This window comes from Streptomyces pristinaespiralis (genome assembly GCF_001278075.1).
Taxonomy (GTDB): Bacteria; Actinomycetota; Actinomycetes; order Streptomycetales; family Streptomycetaceae; genus Streptomyces; species Streptomyces pristinaespiralis.
In genome coordinates this window covers 3,787,091-3,812,677 of the sequence record NZ_CP011340.1, presented here as the reverse complement: position 1 = coordinate 3,812,677, position 25,587 = coordinate 3,787,091, and the positions used below count along the sequence as shown (strand labels likewise).

Annotated in this window: 21 protein-coding genes; 9 read left to right on the top strand and 12 right to left on the bottom strand. The window is 72.2% G+C overall.

The genetic code is table 11. The annotated features are described in order from the left end of the window. The first annotated feature begins 125 nt into the window (after positions 1-125). Both SPRI_RS16010 and SPRI_RS16005 read left to right on the top strand, forming a co-directional pair. Positions 126-1,079: an AraC family transcriptional regulator gene (locus SPRI_RS16010; RefSeq protein ID WP_078535490.1), complete on the top strand. Its 954-nt coding sequence runs from the start codon at positions 126-128 to the stop codon at positions 1,077-1,079. 40 nt (positions 1,080-1,119) lie between these two features. Further along, positions 1,120-1,989: a dioxygenase family protein gene (locus SPRI_RS16005; RefSeq protein WP_005313757.1), complete on the top strand. Its 870-nt coding sequence runs from the start codon at positions 1,120-1,122 to the stop codon at positions 1,987-1,989. Between the two features lie 87 nt (positions 1,990-2,076). Here SPRI_RS16005 and fahA read toward each other — a convergent pair whose 3' ends face one another. After that, the gene (fahA, locus tag SPRI_RS16000; RefSeq protein ID WP_005313754.1) at positions 2,077-3,303 is read right to left on the bottom strand and encodes a fumarylacetoacetase; all 1,227 of its coding nucleotides are present in this window, start codon (positions 3,301-3,303) and stop codon (positions 2,077-2,079) included. An 83-nt stretch (positions 3,304-3,386) separates the two neighbouring features. Next, the gene (locus SPRI_RS15995; protein ID WP_005313752.1) at positions 3,387-5,441 is read right to left on the bottom strand and encodes a CocE/NonD family hydrolase; all 2,055 of its coding nucleotides are present in this window, start codon (positions 5,439-5,441) and stop codon (positions 3,387-3,389) included. A gap of 207 nt (positions 5,442-5,648) precedes the next feature. Between SPRI_RS15995 and SPRI_RS15990 the strand changes: the two genes are divergently transcribed. The 4 genes from SPRI_RS15990 to SPRI_RS15975 all read left to right on the top strand — a co-directional run bounded on the left by SPRI_RS15990 (position 5,649) and on the right by SPRI_RS15975 (position 10,094). Beyond that, positions 5,649-6,659: a polyprenyl synthetase family protein gene (locus SPRI_RS15990; protein ID WP_005313750.1), complete on the top strand. Its 1,011-nt coding sequence runs from the start codon at positions 5,649-5,651 to the stop codon at positions 6,657-6,659. Between the two features lie 164 nt (positions 6,660-6,823). Further along, on the top strand, positions 6,824-8,059 hold the full coding sequence (locus tag SPRI_RS15985; RefSeq protein ID WP_005313749.1) for a LolA family protein: 1,236 nt from the start codon (positions 6,824-6,826) through the stop codon (positions 8,057-8,059). Between the two features lie 138 nt (positions 8,060-8,197). Further along, on the top strand, positions 8,198-9,136 hold the full coding sequence (locus SPRI_RS15980) for an ABC transporter ATP-binding protein (RefSeq protein ID WP_005313747.1): 939 nt from the start codon (positions 8,198-8,200) through the stop codon (positions 9,134-9,136). Beyond that, positions 9,123-10,094: an ABC transporter permease gene (locus SPRI_RS15975; RefSeq protein WP_053557030.1), complete on the top strand. Its 972-nt coding sequence runs from the start codon at positions 9,123-9,125 to the stop codon at positions 10,092-10,094. Before SPRI_RS15980 ends, SPRI_RS15975 begins: the two co-directional genes overlap by 14 nt. Positions 10,095-10,194: 100 nt before the next feature. Here the strand turns inward: SPRI_RS15975 and SPRI_RS15970 are convergent, their stop codons facing one another. Further along, the gene (locus SPRI_RS15970) at positions 10,195-11,511 is read right to left on the bottom strand and encodes a M28 family metallopeptidase (protein ID WP_037774016.1); all 1,317 of its coding nucleotides are present in this window, start codon (positions 11,509-11,511) and stop codon (positions 10,195-10,197) included. Between the two features lie 348 nt (positions 11,512-11,859). Next, the gene (locus SPRI_RS15965; RefSeq protein ID WP_005313741.1) at positions 11,860-12,309 is read right to left on the bottom strand and encodes a VOC family protein; all 450 of its coding nucleotides are present in this window, start codon (positions 12,307-12,309) and stop codon (positions 11,860-11,862) included. A 21-nt stretch (positions 12,310-12,330) separates the two neighbouring features. On the opposite strand from SPRI_RS15965, the gene SPRI_RS15960 reads away from it, so the two are divergent. Continuing rightward, positions 12,331-12,951, top strand: coding sequence for a CGNR zinc finger domain-containing protein (locus SPRI_RS15960; RefSeq protein ID WP_238996226.1), 621 nt, complete (start codon positions 12,331-12,333; stop codon positions 12,949-12,951). 145 nt (positions 12,952-13,096) lie between these two features. Next, on the top strand, positions 13,097-13,459 hold the full coding sequence (locus SPRI_RS15955; RefSeq protein WP_005313738.1) for a DUF6401 family natural product biosynthesis protein: 363 nt from the start codon (positions 13,097-13,099) through the stop codon (positions 13,457-13,459). A gap of 996 nt (positions 13,460-14,455) precedes the next feature. Here the strand turns inward: SPRI_RS15955 and SPRI_RS15950 are convergent. From SPRI_RS15950 to SPRI_RS15940, 3 genes are all read right to left on the bottom strand, one after another. Continuing rightward, positions 14,456-15,340, bottom strand: a complete 885-nt coding sequence (locus SPRI_RS15950) for a mechanosensitive ion channel family protein (protein WP_053557028.1) — start codon at positions 15,338-15,340, stop codon at positions 14,456-14,458. A gap of 190 nt (positions 15,341-15,530) precedes the next feature. Next, positions 15,531-16,529 (bottom strand): EamA family transporter RarD, encoded by a 999-nt coding sequence (rarD, locus tag SPRI_RS15945; protein ID WP_005313734.1) that lies wholly within the window; start codon positions 16,527-16,529, stop codon positions 15,531-15,533. A 114-nt stretch (positions 16,530-16,643) separates the two neighbouring features. After that, entirely contained in the window at positions 16,644-17,504 is an 861-nt protein-coding gene (locus SPRI_RS15940) for an SDR family oxidoreductase (RefSeq protein WP_005313732.1), read from the bottom strand. Between the two features lie 95 nt (positions 17,505-17,599). Here SPRI_RS15940 and SPRI_RS15935 point away from each other — a divergent pair, with 95 nt between their 5' ends. After that, complete coding sequence (locus SPRI_RS15935) at positions 17,600-18,001, top strand: winged helix-turn-helix transcriptional regulator (RefSeq protein WP_005313730.1); 402 nt, start codon at positions 17,600-17,602, stop codon at positions 17,999-18,001. A gap of 13 nt (positions 18,002-18,014) precedes the next feature. Here the strand turns inward: SPRI_RS15935 and SPRI_RS15930 are convergent, their stop codons facing one another. From SPRI_RS15930 to SPRI_RS15910, 5 genes are all read right to left on the bottom strand, one after another. Next, a complete protein-coding gene (locus tag SPRI_RS15930) occupies positions 18,015-19,064 on the bottom strand; it encodes a 2-oxoacid:ferredoxin oxidoreductase subunit beta (protein WP_005313727.1) in 1,050 nt (349 codons plus the stop codon). After that, positions 19,057-21,003, bottom strand: a complete 1,947-nt coding sequence (locus SPRI_RS15925) for a 2-oxoacid:acceptor oxidoreductase subunit alpha (RefSeq protein WP_005313718.1) — start codon at positions 21,001-21,003, stop codon at positions 19,057-19,059. The genes SPRI_RS15930 and SPRI_RS15925 overlap by 8 nt, the downstream gene beginning before the upstream one ends. A gap of 282 nt (positions 21,004-21,285) precedes the next feature. Continuing rightward, on the bottom strand, positions 21,286-21,945 hold the full coding sequence (locus SPRI_RS15920) for a response regulator transcription factor (RefSeq protein ID WP_005313717.1): 660 nt from the start codon (positions 21,943-21,945) through the stop codon (positions 21,286-21,288). A 304-nt stretch (positions 21,946-22,249) separates the two neighbouring features. After that, positions 22,250-23,581 carry a sensor histidine kinase gene (locus SPRI_RS15915; protein WP_053557027.1) on the bottom strand — a complete coding sequence of 444 codons (1,332 nt, stop codon included), beginning with the start codon at positions 23,579-23,581 and terminating at the stop codon, positions 22,250-22,252. Positions 23,582-24,292: 711 nt separating this feature from the next. Further along, positions 24,293-25,501, bottom strand: coding sequence for a sensor histidine kinase (locus SPRI_RS15910; RefSeq protein WP_053557026.1), 1,209 nt, complete (start codon positions 25,499-25,501; stop codon positions 24,293-24,295). Positions 25,502-25,587 lie beyond the last annotated feature (86 nt).

Genomic DNA, 25,587 nt, shown 5'->3' with positions numbered 1-25,587 from the left:
TCTCCTCGGGGGAGAGGCCGGACCTTCGGCGTGTCCTGTTCCTCGCGCGGGACGCCGTGTTGACCTGAGCCGCACCCGGGGCACCAATTGGTCTGGACCTGCCGTTCGGGGTGAGGAGTCGGATGATGCGCGGTACGACGGTGTTACCAGGGACGGAGTCCTGCCGCACCCCGCGGGAGGGCGCACTGCCCATGCACCGCCTGGAGGTGCCCCTGCCGAACGCGATGCCGTTCGCGATCGGCACCTTCGACACCATCGGCCCCATGTCCCGGGCCGCCTTCCCGCACCGGCACACCTTCTACGAGATCGTGCACGTCACCGGCGGGACCGGCGCCCATGTCATCGACCTCTCCCGCTGGCGGCTGCGGCCGCCGCATCTGTGCGTCATCGCCCCCGGACAGGTGCACCACTGGGACGACGTGACGGGACTGGAGGGATCCGTCGTGCTGTTCACCGAGGACTTCCTGCTGGACCATCCCGGCGACCGGGAGCTGCTGCGGCGGATCGCGGAGCGCCCGTGGAGGGATCTGGACGAGCAGACCCACGCACGCACCGCCCGGCTGATCGCCGACCTCGACGAGGAGTACCGCCGCGGTGCCGCGGGATTCGCCACCGTGCTGCGGGCGCTGCTCCACGTCCTCGTCGTCCGCACGGCACGCCTGCCGGAGCCCGCGCCGCCACCGCCGCCCACGCGGCACGGCGCGGTGGCGGAGGAGTTCCTGCGGCTCGTCGCCCGCAACGAGCCCGCCCTGTGGTCGGCGGCGGCCTGCGCGGACCGGATCGGCGTCAGCGTGGGGTATCTCGCCGAGGCGGTCAAGGCGGCGACCGGCAGGACCCCGGGCCGGCTGATCCGCGAGGCCCGCACCCACGAGGCCAAGAGGCTGCTGGCCAGGACGGATCTCACGGTGCGGCAGGTGGCGGCCCGGGTGGGCTTCACCGACCCCGCGTACTTCTGCCGCTTCTTCCGGCGGGAGACCGGCGTGAGCCCCGGCGGCTTCCGGCGCGGCGGCGACGTCCACGGCGATATTCACCATGACCACCGGCTCCTGTCCATCGTCCGCCCAAAGCCGTCTGCGTAGGTTCGTTGCCGACCCCCCCGCCCCCCACGAAGGAGCAGGCATGGACGGCGACACCGGCACGACCGGAAAGCTCCCGGAAACGACGGCCACCGGCGCGGCGCCCGACCGGCGTCCCAGCCGCAAGACGGTGCTGCGCGCGGCCCTCGCCGCCTCCGTGGCGGCCCCCATCGCCCTCATGGGCGTGCCGGCGCTGGCGCGCACCGCCTCGGTGACGGGAGAGGCCCCCGCCCTCACCCCCGAGTGCGACGACGGCGACGACCCGACACCGCCGCAGATGGAAGGCCCCTACTTCAAGCCGAACTCGCCGCGACGGTCCTCGCTGCTGGAGGCGGGCACCCCGGGCACACGTCTCACCGTCTCCGGCTACGCCTTCGGCTCGGCCTGTCTGCCCCTGAGCGGCGTCCTGCTCGACTTCTGGCAGGCCGACGTCAACGGCGCCTACGACAACGTGGGGTTCCGCTTCCGCGGACACCAGTTCACCGACGCCCGGGGCGCGTTCTCCCTCACCACGATCGTGCCGGGCCTCTACCCGGGCCGTACGCGGCACCTCCACGTCAAGGTGCAGGCTCCCGGCCGCCCGGTGCTGACCACCCAGCTCTACTTCCCGAACGAGCCGCGCAACAGCACCGACGCGCTGTTCGACCCGCGCCTGCTGATGACGGTGCGCGACACCGGCGGCGCGCGGGAAGCGGCGTTCGACTTCGTGCTGAACGTGCCGCAGACCCCGGGACCGGGCCCTACCGAGGGGCCGACGACACCACCACCCGGTGGCACCTGGGCCGTGGGCACGAGCTACGCGCCGGGTGTCCGGGTGACCTATGGAGGCGTCACCTATGTGTGTCTCCAGGGGCATCAGGCCCAGCCCGGCTGGGAGCCACCGTCGGTCCCGGCGCTCTGGCGGGCCGAGTGACCACGGCGGGGCGCAGCTGAGGGGACCGCGCGAAGGCCCGGCACCCCTGAGCCGGGGGGCCGGGCCTTCATCATGAGCGGGAGGGCGTCAGTGCGCCGGGACGATGCGCCCCGCGACCTCGCCGAGCCCGACCCGTACACCGTCCGGGCCCGGGGCCCAGGCCGTCAGCGTGACCACGTCGCCGTCCTCGAGGAACGTCCGCTTGCCCTCCGGCAGTTCCAGGGCGTCGCGGCCGTTCCAGGTGAGCTCGAGCAGCGAACCGCGCTGGTTCACCTCGGGGCCGCTGACCGTGCCGGAGCCGTAGAGGTCGCCCGTACGGAGCGAGGCGCCGTTGACCGTCATGTGGGCCAGCTGCTGGGCGGCCGTCCAGTACATGGTGTCGAACGGCGGTTCCGCGACGACCCGGCCGTTGATCGCCACCGAGATCCGTACGTCGAATCCACCCGGCTCCTCCTCCGCCGAGTCGTCGAGGTAGGGCAGCAGCTCGACGTCACGGGCCGGCGGGGCGGTCCTTGCCGCGTCCAGTGCCTCCAGCGGGGTCACCCACGCGGCGACCGACGTGGCGAAGGACTTGCCGAGGAAGGGGCCGAGCGGCACGTACTCCCAGGCCTGGATGTCGCGCGCCGACCAGTCGTTGAGCAGGAAGAGGCCGAAGACGTGGTCGCGGAAGTCCGCGAGGGCGACCGGCTTCCCCTGCTCGGAGGGGGTGCCGACGAGGAAGCCGACCTCGGCCTCGATGTCGAGCTTCACGGAGGGACCGAAGACGGGCGCGGGGTCCGCGGGCGCCTTGCGCTGCCCCGAGGGGCGCACCACGTCGGTGCCGGAGACGACGACCGTGCCGGACCTGCCGTGGTAACCGATCGGCAGGTGCTTCCAGTTGGGGGTCAGCGGCTCGCCGTCGGGGCGGAAGATCCGGCCCACGTTGGTGGCGTGGTGCTCGCTCGCGTAGAAGTCGACGTAGTCCGCCACTTCGTACGGGAGGTGCATCGTCACGGCGTCCACCGGGTGCAGCAGCGGCTCTATGTCGGGCCGGTGCGCCGGCACCGTGACCCAGGCGGTGATCGCCCTGCGCACATCGCGCCACGCCGTACGCCCGGCCGCCAGCAGCGGGTTGAGGTTCGGGCGGGCCAGCAGTCCGGCATAGGGGGAGCCGAGCGCGTGCGCGGCGGCGCCGACGTCGAGCACGTGGTTCCCGATCCGGACACCGAGCCGCCTGCGGTCGGGTTCGCCGGCCGTGGTGAAGACGCCGTACGGAAGGTTGTGCGGGCCGAAGGGATCGCCCTCGGCGAGATCGAGCGGGCTCTGCTCGGGCATCGGTGCTTGCCTCGCTTTCCACGGATGTGGGTGACACGTTACGTGGCCGCCCCGCGGTCATGGCACCGTGCCGGGCCCCCTGTTCAGCCCGCCGGCCGGGAGACGCGTTTCTCCCAGGTCCGGTGGAAGACGATCTCGTCGCCGTGCCTGCAGACCAGCTCGTCGCGGGTGAGGAAGCCGGCCGCCTCGCGGCTGATCTCGGAGCGCGTCCCGACGCGCACGTCCCAGGCCGCTTCCGGGCGGTGCAGCCGGATCGTCCACTCCGCGCGGGCGCGGGCGGAGAGCGGTGCGTCGTCCTGGACCGTGTACGTCTCGTGGCACTCCTGCGTGTACTCCAGTCCGTCCGGGTGCACATGGGTGCCGCCGCGGTGGGGCGTCGCCGCGAGGGTCCAGCGGCCGGCCGGCACGTCACGGGTGAGCAGCAGTCGCGGCGGCTGCTCGTCGAGCGTCTGCGGGACGGCGACCGGGGGCGCCGCGGAGTGCTCCGGCTCTTCGAAGCGGACGGGCTGCTCCGGCTCCGCCTCCTCAGGCTCTGGCCGGACCGGCAGATCGAGCCGGGAGCCCGCCGGGTCGAGGGTGAAGCCGCCGGGGGCGGGGTCCGGCCAGATCCACGGCCAGTACGCGGAGGAGACGGCGAGCCGGATGCGGTGCCCCGGCTCGAAGAGGTGGCAGGCCGCCGCCAGGTCGAACGTCACGTCCTCCACCGTGCCGGCGGGCCAGGGCGCCGCACGTTCCGGGCCGCGGCGGGCGGCGAGGTTCAGCGCCCCGCGGGTGACGAGCGTGGAGAGACCGTCGGGGGAGACGTCGCAGAGCCGCGCCACGACCGTCCCGCCGGAGGCGGCGGGACGCAGCCGCAGGGTGACGCGGGGGCGGCCGAGAACGGCGAGCGCGTCGTCGCCGACGGGGAACTCGAAGCACGCGGACCGGGCGTCCTCCTCCCGCTGGTCCGGCGGCAGGTCGCCGTCGTGGCCGACCGGCAGGAAGCGGCCCGCGTCCGTCCCGGTGCGCGGCGGCGAGTCGACGAGGACGGGGCCGCCGCCCAGCGCGTACGGGACGACGGTGACCTGCGGCGGCGGCCACGCGTCCGCCCCGGTCCAGTGCCCCCGCGACGGGTCGGCCGTCCCGAGCCGGCACCGCAGCAGCGGCTCCGACAGCACGCCCGTGTCCTTGTCCTTGAGCCAGTGGTCCCACCACCGGAGCGTCTCCTGGAGAAAGCCGATCGCCGGGGCCCGCTCGCGCGGATGCTCCTGCTCGCTGTCCCGGTCGGGGTCGCGGTCCGGGTACTGGTGCGGCCACGGCCCGATCAGTCCCCGCACGCGGTCCGCGGGGAGCCGCTCGACCAGTCGGAGGACCGTGTCCCGGTACGGCGTGTGCAGTCCGCTCACGGCCAGCACGGCGGCCCGCACCGCCGCGGTGTCGTCGCTGACGCCGGCGCTCCGCCAGAACTCGTCGCGCAGGGGGTGGGCCAGCCAGGTGGGGGCCATGGGGGTGAGGGCCTCGAGCCGCGCGAGCCACATCGCGAGCCACTCGTCGCCGGTGTGGAGCGGGTCGGGCGGCCGGGCCGCGAGCGCCAGCCTCCCCGCGGCCGTCGAGTGCAGCCCCTGGGCGGCGACTGCGCCGCCCAGGTAGGGGCCGTCGTTGTCGTACGGGTCGTCGCTCGCGTCCACGACCACCACCGCCCGCAGCGGCTGTGGCGCCAGGGCCGCGATCCGCAGCGCGCTCCGCCCGCCCGTACCGATGCCGAACATGCCGACCCGGCCGCTGCACCACGGCTGCCGGGAGAGCCACTCGATCACGGCGACGCCGTCGGACAGCTCGATCGCGTCGTACTCGCCGCCGGGGACGCCTTCGCTGTTGCCGTGGCCGCGTACGTCGACCCGCACGGAGGCGTAGCCGTGGCCCGCGTACCAGGGGTGGCGTTCCCCGTCGCGGACCGCCGTCGCGTCGGTGAGCCGGTGCGGTGCGTACTCCAGCAGCGCGGGCACGGGCTCGTCGGTGACCGGCCGCCACACCCGCGCGTACAGACCGACGGGGCCGCCGGCGTCCGGAGGGTCCTGGGGCATCCCCGGCGGTCCGGGCAGCGGGATGCGGAGATCCGTGTGGACCGTCTCGTACGGGAAGTCGGTACGGATACGCATGGCGGGACCTCGGCGGCGGGTGAGGGGCGGTGGTCCGACGGTAACGATCAAACGGTGCATTTCCTACCATTGAGGCTGATCACGAACATACCGGGGGCGGCGGGAAGGCGCTCATGGTGATCGAAAGGCGACCGGATACGCTGACTTGAGTGAATGCAGCGACACATCGACAATCCGTGTGATCGTCATCAGACAGGAGATCTCCTCGTGACCGTCGTCGAGCCGTTCGGGCTGAGCGTGCGGGACCAGGCTCTTGAGGCCGATGTCCGGACCGGGTTGTCGGCCGTCGAGGCGGGCCTGCTCGACGCCACCAAGAGCGAGGTCCCGTTCATCACGGAGGCCGCCCAGCACCTGGTACGGGCCGGCGGCAAGCGGTTCCGGCCCCTGCTGGTGATGCTGGCCGCCCAGTTCGGCGACCCGTACGCGCCGGGGATCGTGCCCTCCGCCGTGGTCGTCGAGCTCACCCACCTCGCGACGCTCTACCACGACGACGTCATGGACGAGGCGGACGTACGCCGCGGTGTGGACAGCGCCAACACCCGCTGGGGCAACTCCGTGGCCGTGCTGACCGGCGACTTCCTCTTCGCCCGGGCCTCGCACATCCTGGCCGACCTCGGCCCGGAGGCCGTACGCATCCAGGCGGAGGCGTTCGAGCGGCTGGTGACCGGACAGATCCTGGAGACCGCGGGCCCCCGCGACGGCCGTGACCCGGTGGACCACTACCTCGACGTCATGGCGGGCAAGACGGGCTCCCTCGTGGCCGTCTCCGTGCGCTTCGGGGCGATGATGTCCGGGGCCGACGAGCGTGTCGTCGACACCCTCACCCAGTACGGCGAGCGGCTCGGTGTCGCCTTCCAGCTCGCCGACGACGTCCTCGACATCGCCTCCGACTCGCACGAGTCCGGCAAGACCCCCGGCACGGACCTGCGCGAGGGCGTCCCCACGCTGCCGGTCCTGCGGCTGCGCGCCATGGCGGACGCCGAAGGCCGGCCGGAGGACCTCGAGCTCGTGGCGCTCCTCGAGAGCGACCTGACCGACGACGACCGGCACGCGGAAGCGCTGCGGCGGCTGCGTGAGCACCCCGCGCTCGAGCAGGCCCGCAAGGACACCGTGCGGTACGCACAGGAGGCGCGGGCGATGCTCGCCCCGCTGCCGGACTGCTCCGCCAAGGCAGCCCTCGAGGAGCTGTGCGACGCGGTGGTCCACCGCGCCGGCTGATCCGGTCACGGCGCCGAACCCCCTACGGGACGGGTGAGTTGCCGGGGGTTCCTCTCATCCCAGAGGGGTAGAGGAAGTTGCGCCCGCGGTCTGACGCTTCCGTGCGGCCGATTTGGTCATATGGAGAGCACCACCCCTGACCAACCACGGAGGTAGGGCACACCATGGCACCGAACGACAGCACACGGACCACCGAAGAGGCCAAGGACCTCGCGGCGGGGCGTCGCAAGACGGCCCGCTACCTCGTCCCGGTCGCGGTGGCCGGTGTGGCGGCCGCGACCATCGGGCTCGTCCCGGCGCTCGCTGCCTCCGGTGACCCCGATCTGCCGAAGATCAGCGCGCAGGAACTCATCGAGAAGATGGCCGCGTCGGAGACCCAGCAGCTCTCCGGCACCGTCAAGATCAACACCGACCTCGGGCTGCCGTCCTTCGGTGGTCTCGCCGGTTCGCTCACCGGCGGCAGCGGCCAGGACGAAGGCTCCTCCGCCGCTCCCGACGCCAAGCTGACCGAGCTCGCCACGGGCACCCACACCCTGCGGATCGCGGCCGACGGCCCCGACCGGCAGAAGGTGTCCATCCTGGAGGACTCCTCCGAGTACAGCCTCATCCACAACGGCGACGACGTGTGGGGCTACGACAGCGCCTCGAACGAGGTCTTCCACGCCGAGGGCGACGGGCAGCGCGAAGGCGGGCACGGCAAGGACGGGCAGACGCCGGGCGACCTGCCCACCACGCCCAAGGACCTCGCCGACGAGGTGCTGAAGGCCGCGGACGACACCACGTCGGTCACCGTCGACGGCACCTCCCAGGTCGCCGGGCGCGACGCGTACAAGCTGGTCGTCAAGCCCAAGCAGGAGGGCTCGACGGTCGGCTCGATCGTCATCGCGGTGGACGCGAAGAACGGCGTGCCGCTGAAGTTCACCCTCAACCCGAGCAGCGGCGGCAAGGCCGTGGTCGACGTGGGCTTCACCAAGGTCGACTTCTCCCGGCCGGCCGCCTCCACCTTCGACTTCACCCCGCCGAAGGGCGCCAAGGTGACCGAGGCCGACGAGCACGCGGACGGCGAGGGCACCCGCGCGCCGAAGGGCCACGAGGAGTTCAAGGGCCTCGGGGACATGGGCGGTCTCGACGTGATCGGTGAGGGCTGGACGTCCATCGCCAAGATCGAAGGGCCCGCGGGCGGCCAGGGCGACAGCGGGACGAAGAACGAGAAGGGCGACGTCCCGGCCGAGGCACAGCAGTTCCTCGACGCCCTCGGCGACAAGGTCGAGGGGAAGTTCGGCTCCGGCACGGTCTTCAAGACCCGGCTGGTCAACGCCCTGATGACCGACGACGGCACGGTCTACGTCGGCGCCGTGACCAAGGACGCCCTGGTGAAGGCCGCGAACGAGGCCAAGTAGCAGGCAGGACGGCCGGGCGGCGCACCCGCCGCCCGGTACAACCGCCGGCAGGCATCACTCCGGCCGTCCGCCCCGCCGTACGCTCGTCACGGCGGGGCGGAGGCCTGACCGAGCGGACACGGACGAACGGGAGAGGCGATGACCGCCGTCATCGAGACACGCGGGCTCACCAAGCGCTACCGGGGCGGCCGGCCGGCCGTCGACCGGCTCGACCTCAGCGTGCCCGCCGGCAGCGTCTTCGGTTTCCTCGGGCCCAACGGGTCGGGAAAGACCACCACCATCCGCATGCTCATGGGCCTCATCGGGCCCACCGCCGGCACGGCCACGGTCCTCGGCCTGCCCATGCCCCGATCCGCCGGTTCGGTGCTTCCGCACGTCGGCGCACTGATCGAGGGACCGGCGCTGTACGGGTTCCTCAGCGGCCGGGACAACCTGGTGCGCTACGACTCGGCCGATCCCGGCGCCGATCCCCGTACCCGCGACGCACGGATCGCGTCCGCGCTGGACCGGGTGGGCCTCAGCCAGGCGGCGGGCAAGAAGGCCAAGGCGTACTCCCTCGGCATGAAGCAGCGGCTGGGCCTGGCCGCGGCGCTGCTCAGCCCGAGGAAGCTGCTGGTGCTGGACGAGCCGACGAACGGACTGGACCCGCAGGGCATGCGGGAGATCCGGACCCTGGTGAGGGAGCTGGCCGCGGACGGCACCACCGTCTTCCTCTCCTCCCACCTGCTGGACGAGATCGAGCAGGTGTGCACCCACGCGGCGGTGATGACCCAGGGACGTCTGATCACCCAGGGCCCGGTGGCGGAGCTCGCGGCCGGCGCCAGAGGCCGGCTGGCCGTCCTCACACCGGACCCGGCGCAGGCGGTGCGGATGCTCACGGAGCACGGTCTCGCCGGTGTGGTCCGGGACGGCGAGCGGGTGACGGCCGAACCGCCGGCCGACGACGCGGAACTGGCCGGGCTCAACGCGGCGCTGGTCCACGGCGGTGTGCGGGTACGGGGTTTCGGGGTGGAGCGTGCCTCGCTCGAGGACGCGTTCGTGGCGCTGACCGGGGAGGGCTTCGATGTCGCAGGCTGAGACCGCCGAGCCGGTGGAGCGGACGGGCGCGGTGCAGCAGGCCGGGGCGGTGGGGAGCCCGGCGGCCGTCACGCCGCCGCCGGCGCCCCGTCGCCTCCGCTCGCCCGGCCTGTTCCGGGGGCCGGGCCTGTTCCGCTCCGAGCTGACGCTCACCTTCCGCCGCTGGCGCAGCCTCGCCCTGCTGGGGGTGCTGGCCGTCGTGCCGGTGCTCATCGGCGTCGCCGTGAAGATCGAGACGAGCGACGGCGGCGCGGTGGGCGGCGGTGGCGCCCCCGACGGCGGCGCCGGGGTCGCCTTCGTCTCCCAGATCACCAACAACGGGCTGTTCCTGGTCTTCGCCGCCCTGGCGGCGACCCTGCCGTTCTTCCTGCCGATGGCGGTGGGGGTCGTCGCCGGGGACTCGGTCGCGGGCGAGGCGAACGCCGGCACCCTGCGGTACCTGCTGGTGGCGCCCGCCGGACGGGTCCGGCTGCTGCTCGCCAAGTTCGCCGCCGTCATGGCCTTCTGCCTGGTGGCCACACTGACGGTGGCCCTGTCGGCGCTCGCCGTGGGGGTGTTGCTCTTCCCGGTCGGCGACGTCACCACGATCTCGGGCGTGCCCGTCCCGTTCACCGAGGGGCTGTGGCGGGCCGTGCTGATCGCGGCGGTCGTGGCGGGGTCGCTGGTGGGACTGGCCGCGATCGGGCTGTTCGTGTCGACGCTCACGAGCAGCGGCATCGCGGCGATGGCGACGACCGTCGGGCTGCTGATCACCGTGCAGATCCTTCAGTCGATCCCGCAACTGGACGCCGTCCACCCGTATCTCTTCACGCACCACTGGATGTCCTTCGCGGACCTGATGCGCGAACCCCTCCTGTGGGACGGGGTGCTGCGGAACCTGGGCGTGCAGGCCGCGTACGCGGCGGTGTTCGGCTCGGCGGCGTGGGCCCGCTTCACCACCAGGGACATCACGTCCTGAGCCCGGCGCCACCCGGCGCGCGCGACGACCGCATGCGCACGCCTCCGGCTTCCGGGGCATGCGCATGCGGCAGGTCGGCGGCGACGGACCGCCGGCGGGCTCAGAAGGTCAGCTTCCAGCTGTCGATGTAGCCGGTGTCGTAGCGCGCCACGTCCTGCACGCGCAGCTTCCAGTCGCCGTTGGCCGCTTCAGAGGACGCGTCCACGGTGTACGTGGTGATGACGTTGTCCGCGGAGTCGCTGCCGCTGGAGTTCTTCAGCCGGTAGGCGGTCCCGTCCGGTGCGATCAGGTCGACGACCACGTCACCGCGCCAGGTGTGCTTGATGTCCACGCCGACCTTCAGGGCGGCGGGCGCGTTGCCGGTGCGGCCGGTGACGGACACGGTGGAGGTCACGGCTGCGCCGGCGTCGGGAATGGCGACGTCGGTGGTGTTCTCGTACAGCTCGCCGGGCGGCTCCGTCGTTCCCGCGGAGAGCGTCCACAGGGCGTGGGCGATCGCGTCGCTGTTGCGGTCCAGCGCGGTGTCGTTGATGTTCGACAGGGAGTCGCACGACGAGTGGTAGCAGCGGTCGAAGGCCTGACCGGCCGTGCCGCCCCACTTCTGTGCCTGGGCGCTGGTCTTCGTGCGGCTCGCTCCGGTGAACAGTCCGCCGACCGGTATGCCCACGTTCTTGAACGACGCGTGGTCCGACCGGCCGTCGCCCTCGGTCTCGATCTCGGTGGGAACCCCGAGGCCCGCGAAGTAGTCCTTGAAGGTCTGCTCGATCACCGGGTCGTCGTCGTAGACGAAGTAGCCCGGGTTCGGGGAGCCGATCATGTCGAAGTTCAGATAGCCGGAGAGCTTCGAACGCTCCGTGGACGGCAGGCTGTTGACGTAGTGCTTCGAGCCGACCAGGCCCAGCTCCTCCGCTCCCCACCAGCCGAAGCGCAGGTGCTTCGCGGGCTGGAGCTGGGCGCGGGAGACGGCGAGCGCGGCCTCCAGCACGGCCGCCGAACCGGAGCCGTTGTCGTTGATGCCGGCGCCGGAGCTGACGGAGTCGAGGTGTGCGCCCGCCATCACCGTGCGGTTGACGTCACCGCCCGGCCAGTCGGCTATCAGGTTGTAGCCGGTGGTGCCGTTGTAGCTGAACTGCTGGACGGCGGTGGTGAATCCGGCCGCGTCCAGCTGCGCCTTCACGTAGTCGACGGAGGCCTTGTAACCGGCCCGGCCGTGGGCGCGGTTGCCGCCGTTCTCGGTGGCGATCGTCTGGAGACGGTTCAGGTGCGCCTTGACGTTGGCGAGCGGTATGTCGGGTGCCGCGAGGGCGGACACCGGGGCCGCGGGAGCGGCGGACGCCGTGGGCGCGCCGGACGCGAGCAGCCCTGCCAGGGCGAACGCGGCGGCCACGGCGGAACATCTGGGAACGGAGAGCTTCATGTGGGGGCTCCGGATTCCGTACGGGGACAGGACGGAACGTGCGTGACGCCCCGGGGTTGGCGGTCCCCGGGGCGCTGGAGCGTGCTTCTCGAACGCGATGCGTGTGCTTGTGCGGTGTGCGTGCTGATGTTCAGTGACGATGTGACATAGCGTCAAGGGCGGAAATCGGTCATGGCCGTTCGCTCAACGGACACGCGCTGGACGGTCCCCGTCCGGCTCACGGACACACGCAGGGCGGTCCCCGTCCGGCTCACGGACACACGCAGGGCGGTCCCCGTCCGGCTCACGGACACACGCAGGGCGGTCCCCGTCCGGCTCACGGACACCCTGCGGTCTGCCCGGGGGCGGTCACTGGACGCAGAACTCGTTGCCCTCCGGGTCGCTCATCACGATCCACTGCCCGCTCGGCTCGTTGACCCGGCGCAGCACCGCCGCTCCCCGCGACTCCAGCCTGGTGACCTCCGCCTCCATGGTCCCCGGAGCGGAGTGCAGGTCCATGTGGACCCGGTTCTTCACCGTCTTCGGCTCCGGCACGCGCTGGAACAGCACCCGGCGCCCGAGCCCGGCATCGCTCAACTCGTCGTGGTCGTCGTCCGGATGCCGGACCGCGGCCAGATCGCGCCACGCCAGATGACCGTGCGACTCCACGGTGATGTCCGGCGGTGCCGCACCCTGCGCGAGGAGCTGATCGATGAGCCGGCTGTGGTCCTCCACCACATAGCCGAGGGCCTCGGCCCAGAAGTCGGCCTGGGCGTGCGGGTCCTCGGCGTCGATCACGAGCTTCCAATGCAGTGTCATGAAACCAGTTATAGTGGTTACATGGTGAGAAGAGCAACGGACACGCCGGGCATGCTGCTGGAACCCCCCTCCGGCGGCGCGTTCCGTTTCGACCCGGGCGCCCTGTGCCTGGAACTGCTCACGACCGGCGGCCCCGGAAGCCTCGCCGGCTACGAGGTGCTGCACGACCCGGCCGCGCTGCGGCGCTGGGTGGCGGCCAGCCGGCTGCCCGGGGAGCTCCACCTGAGCGCGGACGACGCGGACGTGGCCGCCGCCCGCGTTCTGCGGAACGCCCTGTGGGGCATGGCCGCCGCGGCGGCGCACGGCGACGCCCCGGACCCCGCCGACGTGTCCGTGGTCAACACGGCGGCCGCGGCCCCGGCCCTGGCGCCCCGGATCGGCGCGGACGGATCGAGACAGTGGGTGCCGGGCGCGACGGCCGGGCAGTTGCTCTCCACCGTGGCCCGCGACGCCGTGGACCTCTTCACCGGCCCTCACGCGCACCGGGTCCGCGAGTGCGGATCGCACGACTGCCGGCTGATCTTCGTGGACACCTCACGGCCGGGGCGCCGCCGTTGGTGCGCGATGGAGCGGTGCGGCAACCGCAGCAAGGTGCGGGCGCACCGCGCCCGCACCTCGGAAGATGCGGCGCCCGACCGCTGACGGGGTCGCCCGCGGCGCCGCCATGGTGGAGGTCGCGGTCACCGCGCCGCGTCCCGGAACGGGCGTGCTCCCGGCTCCCGGCCGACGGGTGTTCTGCGACTGATGTCACGTCTTGGGGCGGTCGTTCTGCGTCTAACGTGTAGGGATGGACGCTCTGCCCCACAGCGGGCCGCCCGGCTGCCCGCTGGTCGGCCTGGCTGCCACCTACATGCCCCGGCTCTCGGAGTTCCCCTTCGAGCCGGGGCTCGTCGCTGCCGTCGACCAGCACGCGGCGGCGGTGCGCGATGCTCTCGTCCCACTGGTCCCCGCCCCTCGCCGACCGGGCCAGGGGCCCCGCGAGGAGCCGGCCGGCATGGTGCGCCGTGAGGATCTCGCGGACTATGTCCTGGGGTTCACGGACTGGCTGTCGGAGATCGACTGGACGGAACCGGTCGGCTACGACTTCGCGACCCTGCGGCTCACGGCGGTCTGCTGGCTCATCCGCGAACACGACCTGCTGGCCCGCTGATCCCGCTCCCGCGGGGCTGATCCGCCGCGGGGTGGGCGCGACCCGTCGGGTGAATGATCCGCGTGCCAGACGGGCTCGGCTCCATCTGCTGGAGTGGCCGAGCAACGGATGCGACGTACGGGCCCGCTGATCCCTGTCATGACCGTCTGGTCCGTTCACCGGCGAGCACGCCCCAGTGGGCGAACGAGCTTCGTGCACGACCGGTTCGGTCGTGGAGCGGCGGGTAAGACGTGCCGGACCGCTGGTGCCCGGCCCAACCCGCTGGGGGAATGAGCCGTGTGTCCGACGGGATCGGGTCCTGATCCGCGTGCGCATCTGCTGGGGTCGCTGGGTGGCGGGTGCGTCGTGCGGGGCCGCTGATCTCGGTCGTGCCCGTTTGGTCCGTTCACCGGCGAGCGCGCCCCAGTGGGCGAACGAGCTTCGTGCACGACCGGTTCGGTCGTGGAGTGGCAGGTGCAACGTGCCGGACCGCTGGTCCCGGGCGCGACCCGCTGGGCGAATGAGCCGTGTGTCCGACGGGATCGGTTCCTGATCCGCGTGCGCATCTGCTGGGGTCGCTGGGTGGCGGGTGCGACGTGCGGGGCCGCTGATCTCGGTCGTGCCCGGCTGGTCCGTTCACCGGCGAGCGCGCCCCAGTGGGCGAACGAGTCTCCTGCGCGACCGGCTCGGTCGTGGAGTGGCAGGTGCAACGTGCCGGACCGCTGGTCCCGGGCCCGACCCGCTGGGATGTTGCGCGGCGGGCACGAGCCGTTGGGAGGACGAGCCGCGGGCCGGACCGGTTCGGTCGTGGGCGGCGGGTAAGACGTGCTGGCCGCTGGCCCTCAGCTGTGCCGTCGCGCGGCCGGCGCGACCCGCTGGGTGGACGAGCCGCGGCGCGACCGGAGGGTCGTTGATCGGCGTGCCGCCCGCTGGGGCGGCGATTCGTGGACGCGCCCCAGGCGCTCCCCGTGGCCGGTAGCGGCCGAGAAGCGCCCGGGGCGGTCGTCACACGGCGTGTCACATCGGGTCGCGGCCGTTGCCGAGCGGCGGCTGCGGGCCCGAGTCCGGGCCGCCGGGCTCCCGCCCGAAGTCGGGACCCTTGCCCTGGCGGCCCGTCTCCTGGCTGCCCGTGCCGGGCCGCGCCGCCTGCCGTTCGCCCGCCGGCTGGCCCGCGGCGGCGTCGGCGCGACCGCGCTGGTACGCGGTGACGGTGTCCTTGGCGCGGCCCGACTCGGCCTCCGCCGTCGCGAGCCAGCGCTCCCAGCGTTCCCGCATGGGGCCGATGAGGCCGCCCCCGACGCCGACGATCAGGATGCCGGCCATCGCGGCGAGCACCGCCCACAGCACCGGGCCGGTGACGGAGGTCGCGATCTGGGCCTGGCTGAGCGCGGCGATCGCGCCGAGCGCCACGATGAAGGCCCAGGCGATCGTCCCGAGCGTCCGGCCGTAGGAGGTCCCGGACAGGGCGCCCTGGATGATGTCGCGGACGGCACGCGCGATGGCCATGGCCACGACGACGATGACGCAGGCGACGATCGCCTTCGGGATCCAGGAGACGGCACCGTTGATCATGTTGCTGATCGGGTTCGGCCCGAACACGCCGAAGGCCAGTTGCAGGGCGATCAGCAGGATCGCGTAGTAGAGGATCTTGCTGATGATCCCTGTGGCGTCGTAGTCGGAGTTCCTGAGGGTGTTCGAGAGGCCGCTGCGCTCCGACATCCGCTCGAAGCCGACCTTGCGCAGCAGTTTGTCGGCGACCTTGGCGATCGCCTTGGCGATGAGCCAGCCGATGACGAGGATCACCAGGAAGGCGATGAACTTGGGGATGAACTTCGCCACGGCGGACCACGCGTCGCTGAAGCCTTGGCCGAAGTCGACCGATAGCGCGAGGGGTTGCTGCATGACGCACTCTCCGCTCTGTGGACCACCGCGGTCCCTCTGACCGTGGCCTGGACTTCCGGTGGTAGCACCGGTCGGCAGGTCCTGGCCTGCGCCCAGAGGCGGAGCTGAGCCGTTCGAGTGGCTAATGGGTCCTGGCGGGCGCGGCCCGGCCGCATGACGCGACCGGGGCGTGTAGGGGCGCCGCCCGGAATCAGGAGGCGGGACCGTCCGCGGCGCGGGCCGCGACGGCACCGGCGGGACCGGTGGTCGCGGGCCCCGCGCCCGAGGCCGCCGCCTCCGCCGCCAGCCGCAGGGCCGCGGCCTTGTTGCTGCGGGCGGTGCGCAGCGCGTCCCAGGTCAGGCAGGTCAGGGCCAGCCACACCAGGGCGAAGCCCGCCCAGCGCTCCGCGGGCATGGCCTCGTGGAAGTAGAGGATGCCCAGCAGGAACTGGAAGACCGGGGCCAGGTACTGCAGCAGCCCCAGCGTGGACAGCGGGACCCGGATCGCCGCGGCCCCGAAGCAGACCAGCGGTACGGCCGTCACCAGACCGGTCGCGGCGAGCAGCGCCGCGTGCCCGGCGCCATGGAGGCCGAAGGTCGCGGAGCCGTCCGCGCCGAGCCAGACGAGGAACGCCATCGCGGGCAGGAACTGGACGGCGGTCTCGGCGGCCAGTGACTCCAGCCCGCCGATGTTGACCTTCTTCTTCACCAGTCCGTACGTGGCGAAGGAGAACGCGAGCGTCAGCGAGATCCACGGCGGCTGCCCGTAGCCGATGGCCAGGACCAGCACCGCGGCGGCGCCGATGCCCACGGCGGCCCACTGCGCGGGGCGGAGCCGTTCCTTCAGGAGCAGCACGCCCATGGCGATGGTGACCAGCGGGTTGATGAAGTAGCCGAGCGAGGCCTCGACGACATGGCCCGAGTTCACGGACCAGATGTAGAGGCCCCAGTTGACGGTGATCACCGAGGCGGCGACGGCGATGAGCGCCAGCTTGCGCGGCTGCCGGACCAGTTCGCGTATCCAGCCCCAGCGCCGCAGGGCGAGGAGGGCGATGCCCACGATGACCAGGGACCAGATCATCCGGTGGGCCAGGATCTCCATGGCGCCGGACGGCTTGAGCAGCGGCCAGAAGAGGGGGACCAGGCCCCACATCCCGTAGGCACCGATCCCGTACAGCAGTCCTGCCCGCTGTTCCTTGTCCGACTTCACTGACCCTCCTGCCGTGCGCGCGCGTCCCTCGAAGACGGTACGCCCGGCAGGGGCGGGATGTCATGCCCGTATCGCCATACGGTCATGACGGATCTTGAGCGGGAACCGGCCGGCTCAGGCGCCGGACAGCGCCGCCGAGATGGTCTCGGCGAGCGGCGTGGTGGGCCGCCCCGTCAGCCGGGCCAGGTCGCCGGTGGTCCGCGCCAGACGGCCGCGCCCGATGGCGGCGTCGACGTCGACGAGGATGCGGGCGAAGGGCTCCGGCACCCCGGCTCCGGTGAGGATCGACAGATGGGTCTCGGCCGGGACCTCGTTGTAGGTGATGGTGCGGCCGGTCTGCCGCGACAGTTCGGCCGCGTACTCGGCCAGCGACCATGCCGTGTCACCGCTCAGCTCGTAGGCCCGGCCCAGGTGCCCCTCGCCGGTCAGTACGGCCGCGGCGGCGGCCGCGTAGTCGGCGCGCGTGGCGGAGGCGATCCGGCCGTCACCGGCGCTGCCGACGACGGTGCCGTGCTCCAGGACGGGGGAGAGGGCGCCCGTGTAGTTCTCGGTGTACCAGCCGTTGCGCAGGAAGGTGTACGGGATCCCGGAGTCGAGGATCAGCTGCTCGGTCACCCGGTGCTCGGCGGCCAGGTCGAAGTCCGCGTCGGGCCCGCCGAGGACACCGGTGTACGCCAGCTGGGCGACACCGGCCGCCTTCGCCGCCTCGATCACCGCGGTGTGCTGCGGCACCCGGCGGCCCACCTCGCTGCCGGAGATGAGCAGGACGCGGTCGCCGGGGCGGAAGGCGTCGACGAGGGTGGCCGGCTCGCTGTAGTCGGCGACGCGCAGTTCGACCCCGCGCTCGGCCAGGTCGGCCGCCTTCTCCTTGTCGCGGACGACGGCGACGACCCGGTCGGCGGGGACGGTGGCGAGCAGTTCGTCGACGACGAGACGGCCGAGGGCGCCGGTGGCGCCGGTCACGACGATCTTCATGTGGGTTTCTCCGTTTCACGGGGTGCGTGCTCCGGATCGACCCTAGGGAACTCACTAACTATTCGTAAGTACCCACTTTGAAGTAAGGTACTGGTATGGCTGTAAGTGATGACCGGGTGCCCGTCCCCGATGTGAACCGCGAGATGTGCCCGTCCCGGCGGATCCTCGAGCACGTCACCAGCCGGTGGGGCGTTCTCGTGCTGGCCGCGCTGCTGGAGCGCTCGTACCGCTTCAGCGAGCTGCGCAGGGAGATCGGCGGGGTCAGCGAGAAGATGCTCGCCCAGACCCTGCAGACACTGGAGCGCGACGGCTTCGTGGACCGTGATGCCAAGCCCGTCATCCCGCCGCGCGTGGACTACTCGCTCACCCAGCTCGGCAAGGAGGCCGCCGAACAGGTGTGGGGGCTGGCCCGCTGGAGCGAGCGGCGGGTGGCGGACGTGAAGGCGGCGCGCGTCTCGTACGACGACGAGAAGGCACGCGCCGCCGCCTCCCTGTGAGACCTGACGGTCGTCAGCCGACGACCGTCCAGGTGTCGTTGCCGGCGAGCAGGGCGGCGAGGTCGCCCTTGCCCTGCTGCTCGACGGCGGTGTCGAGCTGCTCGGCCATGAGGGTGTCGTAGACCGGGCGCTGGACGCTGCGCAGCACGCCGATCGGGGTGTGGTGGAGCGTGTCCGAATCGGCGAGCCGCGAGAGCGCGAACGCCGTGGTCGGGGACGCCGCGTGCGCGTCGTGGACGAGGATGTCCGCCTCGTTCTCCGCGGTGACGGCCACCACCGCGAGGTCGCCGGTGGACGGGTCGCGGACCACGCCCTTGCCGCCCTCGGCGCCGAAGCGGATCGGCTGCCCGTGCTCGAGCCGGATGACCGCTTCCTGCGCCTGGTCCTTGTCCTTGAGGACTTCGAAGGCGCCGTCGTTGAAGATGTTGCAGTTCTGGTAGATCTCGATCAGCGCCGTGCCCTGGTGGTCGGCGGCCTGGCGCAGTACCTCGGTGAGGTGCTTGCGGTCGGAGTCGACGGTCCGGGCGACGAACGAGGCCTCCGCGCCGATCGCCAGCGACAGCGGGTTGAACGGGGCGTCCAGGGAGCCCATCGGAGTGGACTTGGTGATCTTGCCCAGTTCGGACGTGGGGCTGTACTGGCCCTTGGTGAGGCCGTAGATCCGGTTGTTGAACAGCAGAATCTTCAGATTGACGTTGCGGCGCAGGGCGTGGATGAGGTGGTTGCCGCCGATGGAGAGCGCGTCGCCGTCGCCGGTGACGACCCACACGGACAGATCACGGCGGGACGAGGCCAGGCCCGTGGCGATGGCCGGGGCACGACCATGGATGGAGTGCATCCCGTAGGTGTTCATGTAGTACGGGAAACGGGACGAGCAGCCGATGCCGGAGACGAAGACGATGTTCTCCTTCGCCAGCCCCAGCTCCGGCATGAAGCCCTGCACGGCCGCGAGGACGGCGTAGTCGCCGCAGCCGGGGCACCAGCGCACTTCCTGGTCGGACTTGAAGTCCTTCATGGACTGCTTGGCCTCGGCCTTGGGCACCAGCGAGAGCGCCTCAGTCATTGATGGCCTCCTGGAGAACGTGGGCGAGCTGCTGCGCCTTGAACGGCATGCCGTTGACCTGGTTGAACGAGCGTGCGTCGACGAGGTACTTCGCCCGGACGAGGCCGGCGAGCTGGCCGAGGTTCATCTCGGGCACGACGACCTTGTCGTACTGCTTCAGCACCGTCCCGAGGTTCTTCGGGAACGGGTTCAGATGGCGCAGATGCGCCTGCGCGATGGGGGTGCCGGTGGCCCGCAGCCGCCGCACCGCCGCCGTGATCGGCCCGTACGTGGAGCCCCAGCCGAGGACGAGGGTGCGCGCGCCGTCGGGGTCGTCGACGTCCAGGTCGGGGACCTCGATGCCGTCGATCTTGGCCTGGCGGGTGCGGACCATGAAGTCGTGGTTGGCCGGGTCGTAGGAGATGTTGCCCGTGCCGTCCTGCTTCTCGATGCCGCCGATGCGGTGTTCCAGCCCCGGGGTGCCCGGCACCGCCCACGGGCGGGCCAGCGTGTGCGGGTCGCGCTTGTACGGCCAGAACACCTCGGTGCCGTCCGCCAGTTCGTGGTTGGGCCCGGCCGCGAACTGCACCCGCAGATCGGGCAGCTCGTCGACGTCCGGGATGCGCCACGGCTCCGAACCGTTGGCGAGATAGCCGTCGGAGAGCAGGAACACCGGCGTCCGGTAGGTCAGCGCGATCCTGGCCGCGTCCAGCGCCGCGTCGAAGCAGTCCGCCGGCGTGCGCGGGGCCACGACCGGCACCGGCGCCTCACCGTTGCGCCCGTACATGGCCTGCAGCAGGTCCGCCTGCTCCGTCTTGGTCGGCAGCCCCGTCGAGGGGCCACCGCGCTGGATGTCCACCACCAGCAGCGGCAGCTCGAGCGAGACCGCGAGCCCGATGGTCTCCGACTTGAGTGCCACACCCGGACCGGAGGTCGTCGTGACGGCGAGAGAGCCGCCGAACGCGGCGCCGAGCGCCGCGCCGATCCCGGCGATCTCGTCCTCCGCCTGGAAGGTGCGGACACCGAAGTTCTTGTGCTTCGCCAGCTCGTGCAGGATGTCGGAAGCGGGAGTGATCGGGTAGGAGCCCAGGTAGAGCGGCAGATCCGCCTGCCTGCTCGCCGCGATCAGGCCGTACGACAGGGCCAGGTTCCCCGAGATGTTGCGGTAGGTGCCCGTCGGGAACGCCGTGCTCGCCGGGGCCACCTCGTAGGAGACCGCGAAGTCCTCCGTGGTCTCGCCGAAGTTCCACCCGGCCCGGAACGCCGCGATGTTCGCCTCCGCGATGTTCGGCTTCTTCGCGAACTTCTGCCGCAGGAAGCTCTCCGTGCCCTCCGTGGGCCGGTGGTACATCCAGCTCAGGAGCCCCAGCGCGAACATGTTCTTGCTGCGCTCGGCCTCCTTGCGGGACAGCCCGAAATCCTTCAGGGCCTCGATCGTCAGTGTCGTCAGCGGCACCGGATGGACCCGGTAACCGTCGAGCGACCCGTCCTCCAGGGGCGAGGTCTCGTAGCCCACCTTCGCCATGGCCCGCTTCGCGAACTCGTCGGTGTTGACGATGATCTCGCCGCCGCGCGGCACATCGGCGATGTTCGCCTTCAGGGCCGCCGGGTTCATCGCCACCAGCACGTTCGGCGCGTCGCCCGGGGTGAGGATGTCGTGGTCGGCGAAGTGCAACTGGAAACTGGAGACGCCCGGCAGGGTGCCGGCGGGCGCGCGGATCTCGGCGGGGAAGTTCGGAAGCGTGGAGAGGTCGTTGCCGAACGACGCCGTCTCCGAGGTGAACCTGTCACCGGTGAGCTGCATACCGTCGCCGGAGTCACCCGCGAAACGGATGATCACCCGGTCCAGACGGCGGATCTCCTTGTCGCCGGCGCGCCTGCGCTGCTCTCCGACGAGGGCCTCGTCGGACCCGTTGACCTCATCGGCCTGCTCGGCCGGGCTACTGACCTTGCTGGTCACTGAACTGGACCTCCCTCGAGGCGGTTCCTCGGGCCCGACCGGCCCACCGGCCGTCCCACTGGCCACCCTACGACGGTAAGGGTCGCCTTCCCCGGACCGCTCGCATGTCGGACGCCCGGCGGTGACGCCCGACGCCCCGGTTCGTCATGCTTTTCCTGCCCTCATGGCCTTCGCGGAGGCCGCTCCCCCCTCATTCTCCGGTCCCGGCCCTACCGCATCGCTCGAGGACCGGCGGAGCGTCGGCACCCGGCGGGCCCGGGACCCGCCGAGGGGGCCGGACCGTCACGAATTGAGGTACGTCAGCACCGCCAGCACCCGCCGGTGGTCCCCCTCGCTGGGGGAGAGCCCGAGCTTCAGGAAGATGTTGCTGACGTGCTTCTCCACCGCGCCGTCGCTCACGACGAGCTGCTTGGCGACCGCCGAGTTCGTACGGCCCTCGGCCATCAGACCCAGGACCTCACGCTCGCGCGGGGTGAGGCCGGCCAGCACGTCCTGCTTACGGCTGCGGCCGAGCAGCTGCGCCACGACCTCCGGGTCCAGCGCGGTGCCCCCCTGCGCGACCCGCACCACGGCGTCCACGAACTCACGCACCTCGGCCACCCGGTCCTTGAGCAGATAGCCCACACCCCGGCTGCTCCCGGCCAGCAGTTCCGTGGCGTACTGCTCCTCCACGTACTGGGACAGGACCAGCACCCCGACCCCGGGATGGTCCCGGCGCAGCTGCACCGCCGCCCGCACACCCTCGTCGGTGTGCGTCGGGGGCATACGGACGTCCGCGACCACGACGTCCGGCAGCGCGCTCTGCGCGGCCAGCTCGTCGATCGTCTTGATCAGGGCCTCCGCGTCACCCACTCCGGCGACCACGTCGTGTCCCCGGTCGGTCAGCAGCCGGGTCAGGCCCTCCCGAAGCAGTACGGAATCCTCGGCGATGACCACCCGCACGCTGTCCTCCACAGTCCCGTGTCCCCCTGTTGATGTGTTTCCCGCCCTGCCCGTCCCAGCATCCCAGGATCCGAGCGGCCTCGGGCCCGCCTCGGGTTTTTCCCGGTCACCGCACCGGGGGACGCAGAAGTGGGGCTCGGGGTTGCCGCGGCGACGGGTCGCGGCGGCAGGGCGGGGGCGGGCGGGCCGTGCCGCGAAGCCGGCCGCTCCTTGGGGGGAGCGGCCGGCCCGGGGGCAGGTGCGCCACTGGGGGAGCGGTCCGGCCCGGGTCAGGTGCGCACCTTTGACGTCGGCCCGGTCCGGATCAGCCGCGCCAGGGGAGTTCCGCGGTCACCGTCGTCGGGCCGCCCGCCGGCGAGTCGACCGCGAGGACGCCGTCCACGGCGCCCAGTCGTTCCGCGAGCCCGGCAAGGCCGCTGCCGGCCGTCAGGCCGGCGCCGCCCCTGCCGTCGTCCCTGACCTGCAGCATCAGTCGGTCCTCGGACCGCCACACGTCCACAGAGGCGCGGGTGGCACGCGCGTGCTTGCTCACGTTCTGCAGCAGCTCGGAGACGGTGAAGTAGGCGATGCCCTCTATCGCCGGCGCCGGCCGCGAGTCCAGATCCACCTCCACCGCCACGGGGACGGTGCAGCGTGAGGCGATGGCGGAGAGCGCGGCGTCCAGACCACGGTCGGTCAGAACCGCCGGGTGGATCCCGCGGGCCAGGTCACGCAGCTCCTGCAGCGCCACCTTCACCTCGCCGTGCGCCTCGTCGACCATCCGGGCCGCGGCCTGCGGGTCCTCCGCCAGCTTCTCCTTCGCGAGACCCAGATCCATCGCGAGTGCCACGAGCCGGGCCTGCGCGCCGTCGTGCAGATCGCGTTCGATGCGGCGCAGGTCGGCCGCGGCGGTGTCCACCACCACGCCACGGTCCGACTCCAGCTCCACGACACGGGTCGCCAGCCGCGACGGCCCGAGCAGCCCGGCCACCATCAGCCGGTCGACGCTCGTCAGACCACGCATGATCCACGGCGTCATGAGCGTGAGCAGCAGGCCGACGACGCTGGTGGCGGCGATCTCCAGGGGTGTGTCGAGGTAGAAGTTGTGCGTCCCGTCCCCGTACAGCTGCAGGCCGTCGACACCGCCCCACATCGGGAAGACCCACTGCCACAGCGGGTACAGCAGCAGCGACCAGCCGGTCACCCACAGGGTCACGGACACCGAGAAGCCGAAGACCGCCCACGGGAAGTGGAGGAACGCGTAGAGCAGGTGCCGCCAGGACACCCCGCTCTTGAGGATGCCGCCGATCCACGCGGCCGCACCGTTCTTGCGTCCGCGTGCGGTGCTGAGCACCGGCTCGGGCGCCGCCACGTCCAGACCGAGCAGCGCGCGTGCGCGGGCCCGTTCCAGCGCTCCGAAACCACGGAGGGCGGCGAGGGAGGCGGCGAAGACGGGGATGCCGAGGAAGGTGACGAGCAGCCCCGCGCCGAGCGACGTCATGGTGACCGCGAAGACGAAGACCGCGGTGGCGAGCGGAAGGTTCAGCACGAGGTAACCGAACTCGCGCCAGGTACGGCCCTCGAAGGGCGCGCGCAGTACGGGAGGGAGGAAATGGTCCCGGCGCGCCGGAGAGCCGTATCCGTGGTCCGTGGCCATCGAGGTCGTCCGATCTGCGAAGCGGGCTGTCATGACCACAAGCCTGCTGTGGCGGCCGGTTCCGCACCATGAGGGCGGTATCCGTCTTGGGTGGGGGGTTTTCCCCACCACCCTGCCGGTGCCTGGCCCTCCAGGGCGGTGGGAGCAGTGTGCCTGTCGGTCGGGAGCGGGGCAGGGAGCAGGGGGCGGGGAGCTGCGGAGGGGCCGCCTCGGCCGTTGCCGGCGACCGGGACGGCCCTCGGGGGTGGGCGGGGCGGACGGGTCGCCGTAGGCGTTGCACCGGCGGGGGTCGGCGGGCGTCGGCGGGGCGCGTGCGGCGGGCGGTTGGCCGGTGCGGCTCCCCGGCCCGAGGGTGGCGTGGGCATGCGTTCCGGGCCGGCGCGTCCGCAGGCGGGGTCGGTGGGGCCGGCCCGAGGCGTGCGCGTGCTCCGTGGACGTGTCCGTACGCGGGGCCGGGCCGGAGGTGCGTGTGTGCTCGGCGCGACGCGTCCGCAGGCGTGGCCAGTGGTGCCCGGGCCGGAGGCTGCGTGTGCCCGGTACCAGGACGACGCAGGCGGGTGGTGGGGGCGGCCGCAAGGCTGCGTACGCCTGCTCCGGGGCGACGCGCCGCAGACGGGACGGGAGCTGCCCCCGCTGCGCGGGGAACAGCTCGCCGCAGACGGGACGGGAGCTACCCCCGCTGCGCGGGGAACAGCTCCCGCCCTCGCGGCGTCAGTGGCTGTGCGCTCCGCGCACCTCGCGCGCCTCGCCGGCCTCCCGGACGCGCCACGGCAGCTCCGCAGTGACCGTCGTCGGACCGCCCGGCGGTGAGTCCAGCACGAAGAGGCCGTCCACGGCGCCCAGCCGTTCGGCGAGACCGGCCATGCCGGTGCCGCCGTCGAGCCGGGCCCCGCCCTTGCCGTCGTCCATGACCTGGAGCAACAGGCGGTCGCCGGACCGCCACACGTCCACAGAGGCGCGGGTCGCCCGCGCATGCTTGCTCACGTTCTGCAGCAGCTCGGAGACGGTGAAGTACGCGATGCCCTCGATCGCGGCCGCCGGCCGCTCGTCCAGGTTGACGGTGACCGTCACCGGTGCCGTGCACCTGGACGCGACCGAGGAGAGCGCCGCGTCCAGGCCGCGGTCGGTCAGTACGGCGGGATGGATGCCCCTGGCCAGGTCGCGCAGTTCCCGCAGCGCGAGCTTCACCTCGCCGTGGGCCTCGTCCACCATCGCGGCCGCCGCGTCCGGGTCCTCGAGGAGTTTCTCCTTGGCGAGGCCGAGTCCCATCGCGAGCGCCACCAGCCGGGCCTGCGCGCCGTCGTGGAGGTCCCGTTCGATCCGGCGCAGGTCGGCCGCGGCCGTGTCCACGACGACCCCGCGGTCCGATTCCAACTCGGCGATGCGCCGTTCCAGTTCGTCGGACGGCGACAGCAGTCCCCGCACCATCGCACGGTCCGCGTTGGTCAGCCCGCGCGCGATGAAGGGGAGCACGGGCCACAGGACGAAGAGGCCCACCATCATGACGGTGAAGGTGAGCACGCCCCACGGCAGCCGGATGAAGGAGTACAACACCGAGCGCCAGGCCACGGGGTCCTTCAGACGCGACCACACCGACGCGAACACGCCCTCACCGCGCGCCGGACCGGGCAGCGGGCTGGGTTCGTCGATCCGTACCCCGAGCAGCGCGCGGGCCCGTGCCCGTTCCGCCCTGCCGATCCCGCGGGCCCCCATGAGGACGAGGGCCAGCAGGGGCAGGCCGACCACCGTCACGGACAGCCCGGCGCCGACGCTGATCGTGACGGTCACGTAGACGAAGCCGAGCAGCGCGGTCGGCAGGTTGGCGAGCAGATGCGCGATCTCCTTCCACGTGTGGCGGTCGAAGGCGAAGCGCGCGGGGGGCGGCCGGTCGTTGTCGGGGGCGGTGATGCTCGCGGTCATGAGGGCAAGCCTGCCGGGCGCGACCGCCGTACGCCATGGGGTACATGGGTGGGGTGAAGTAGGGATAACCCCACCCGGCGGCCGAC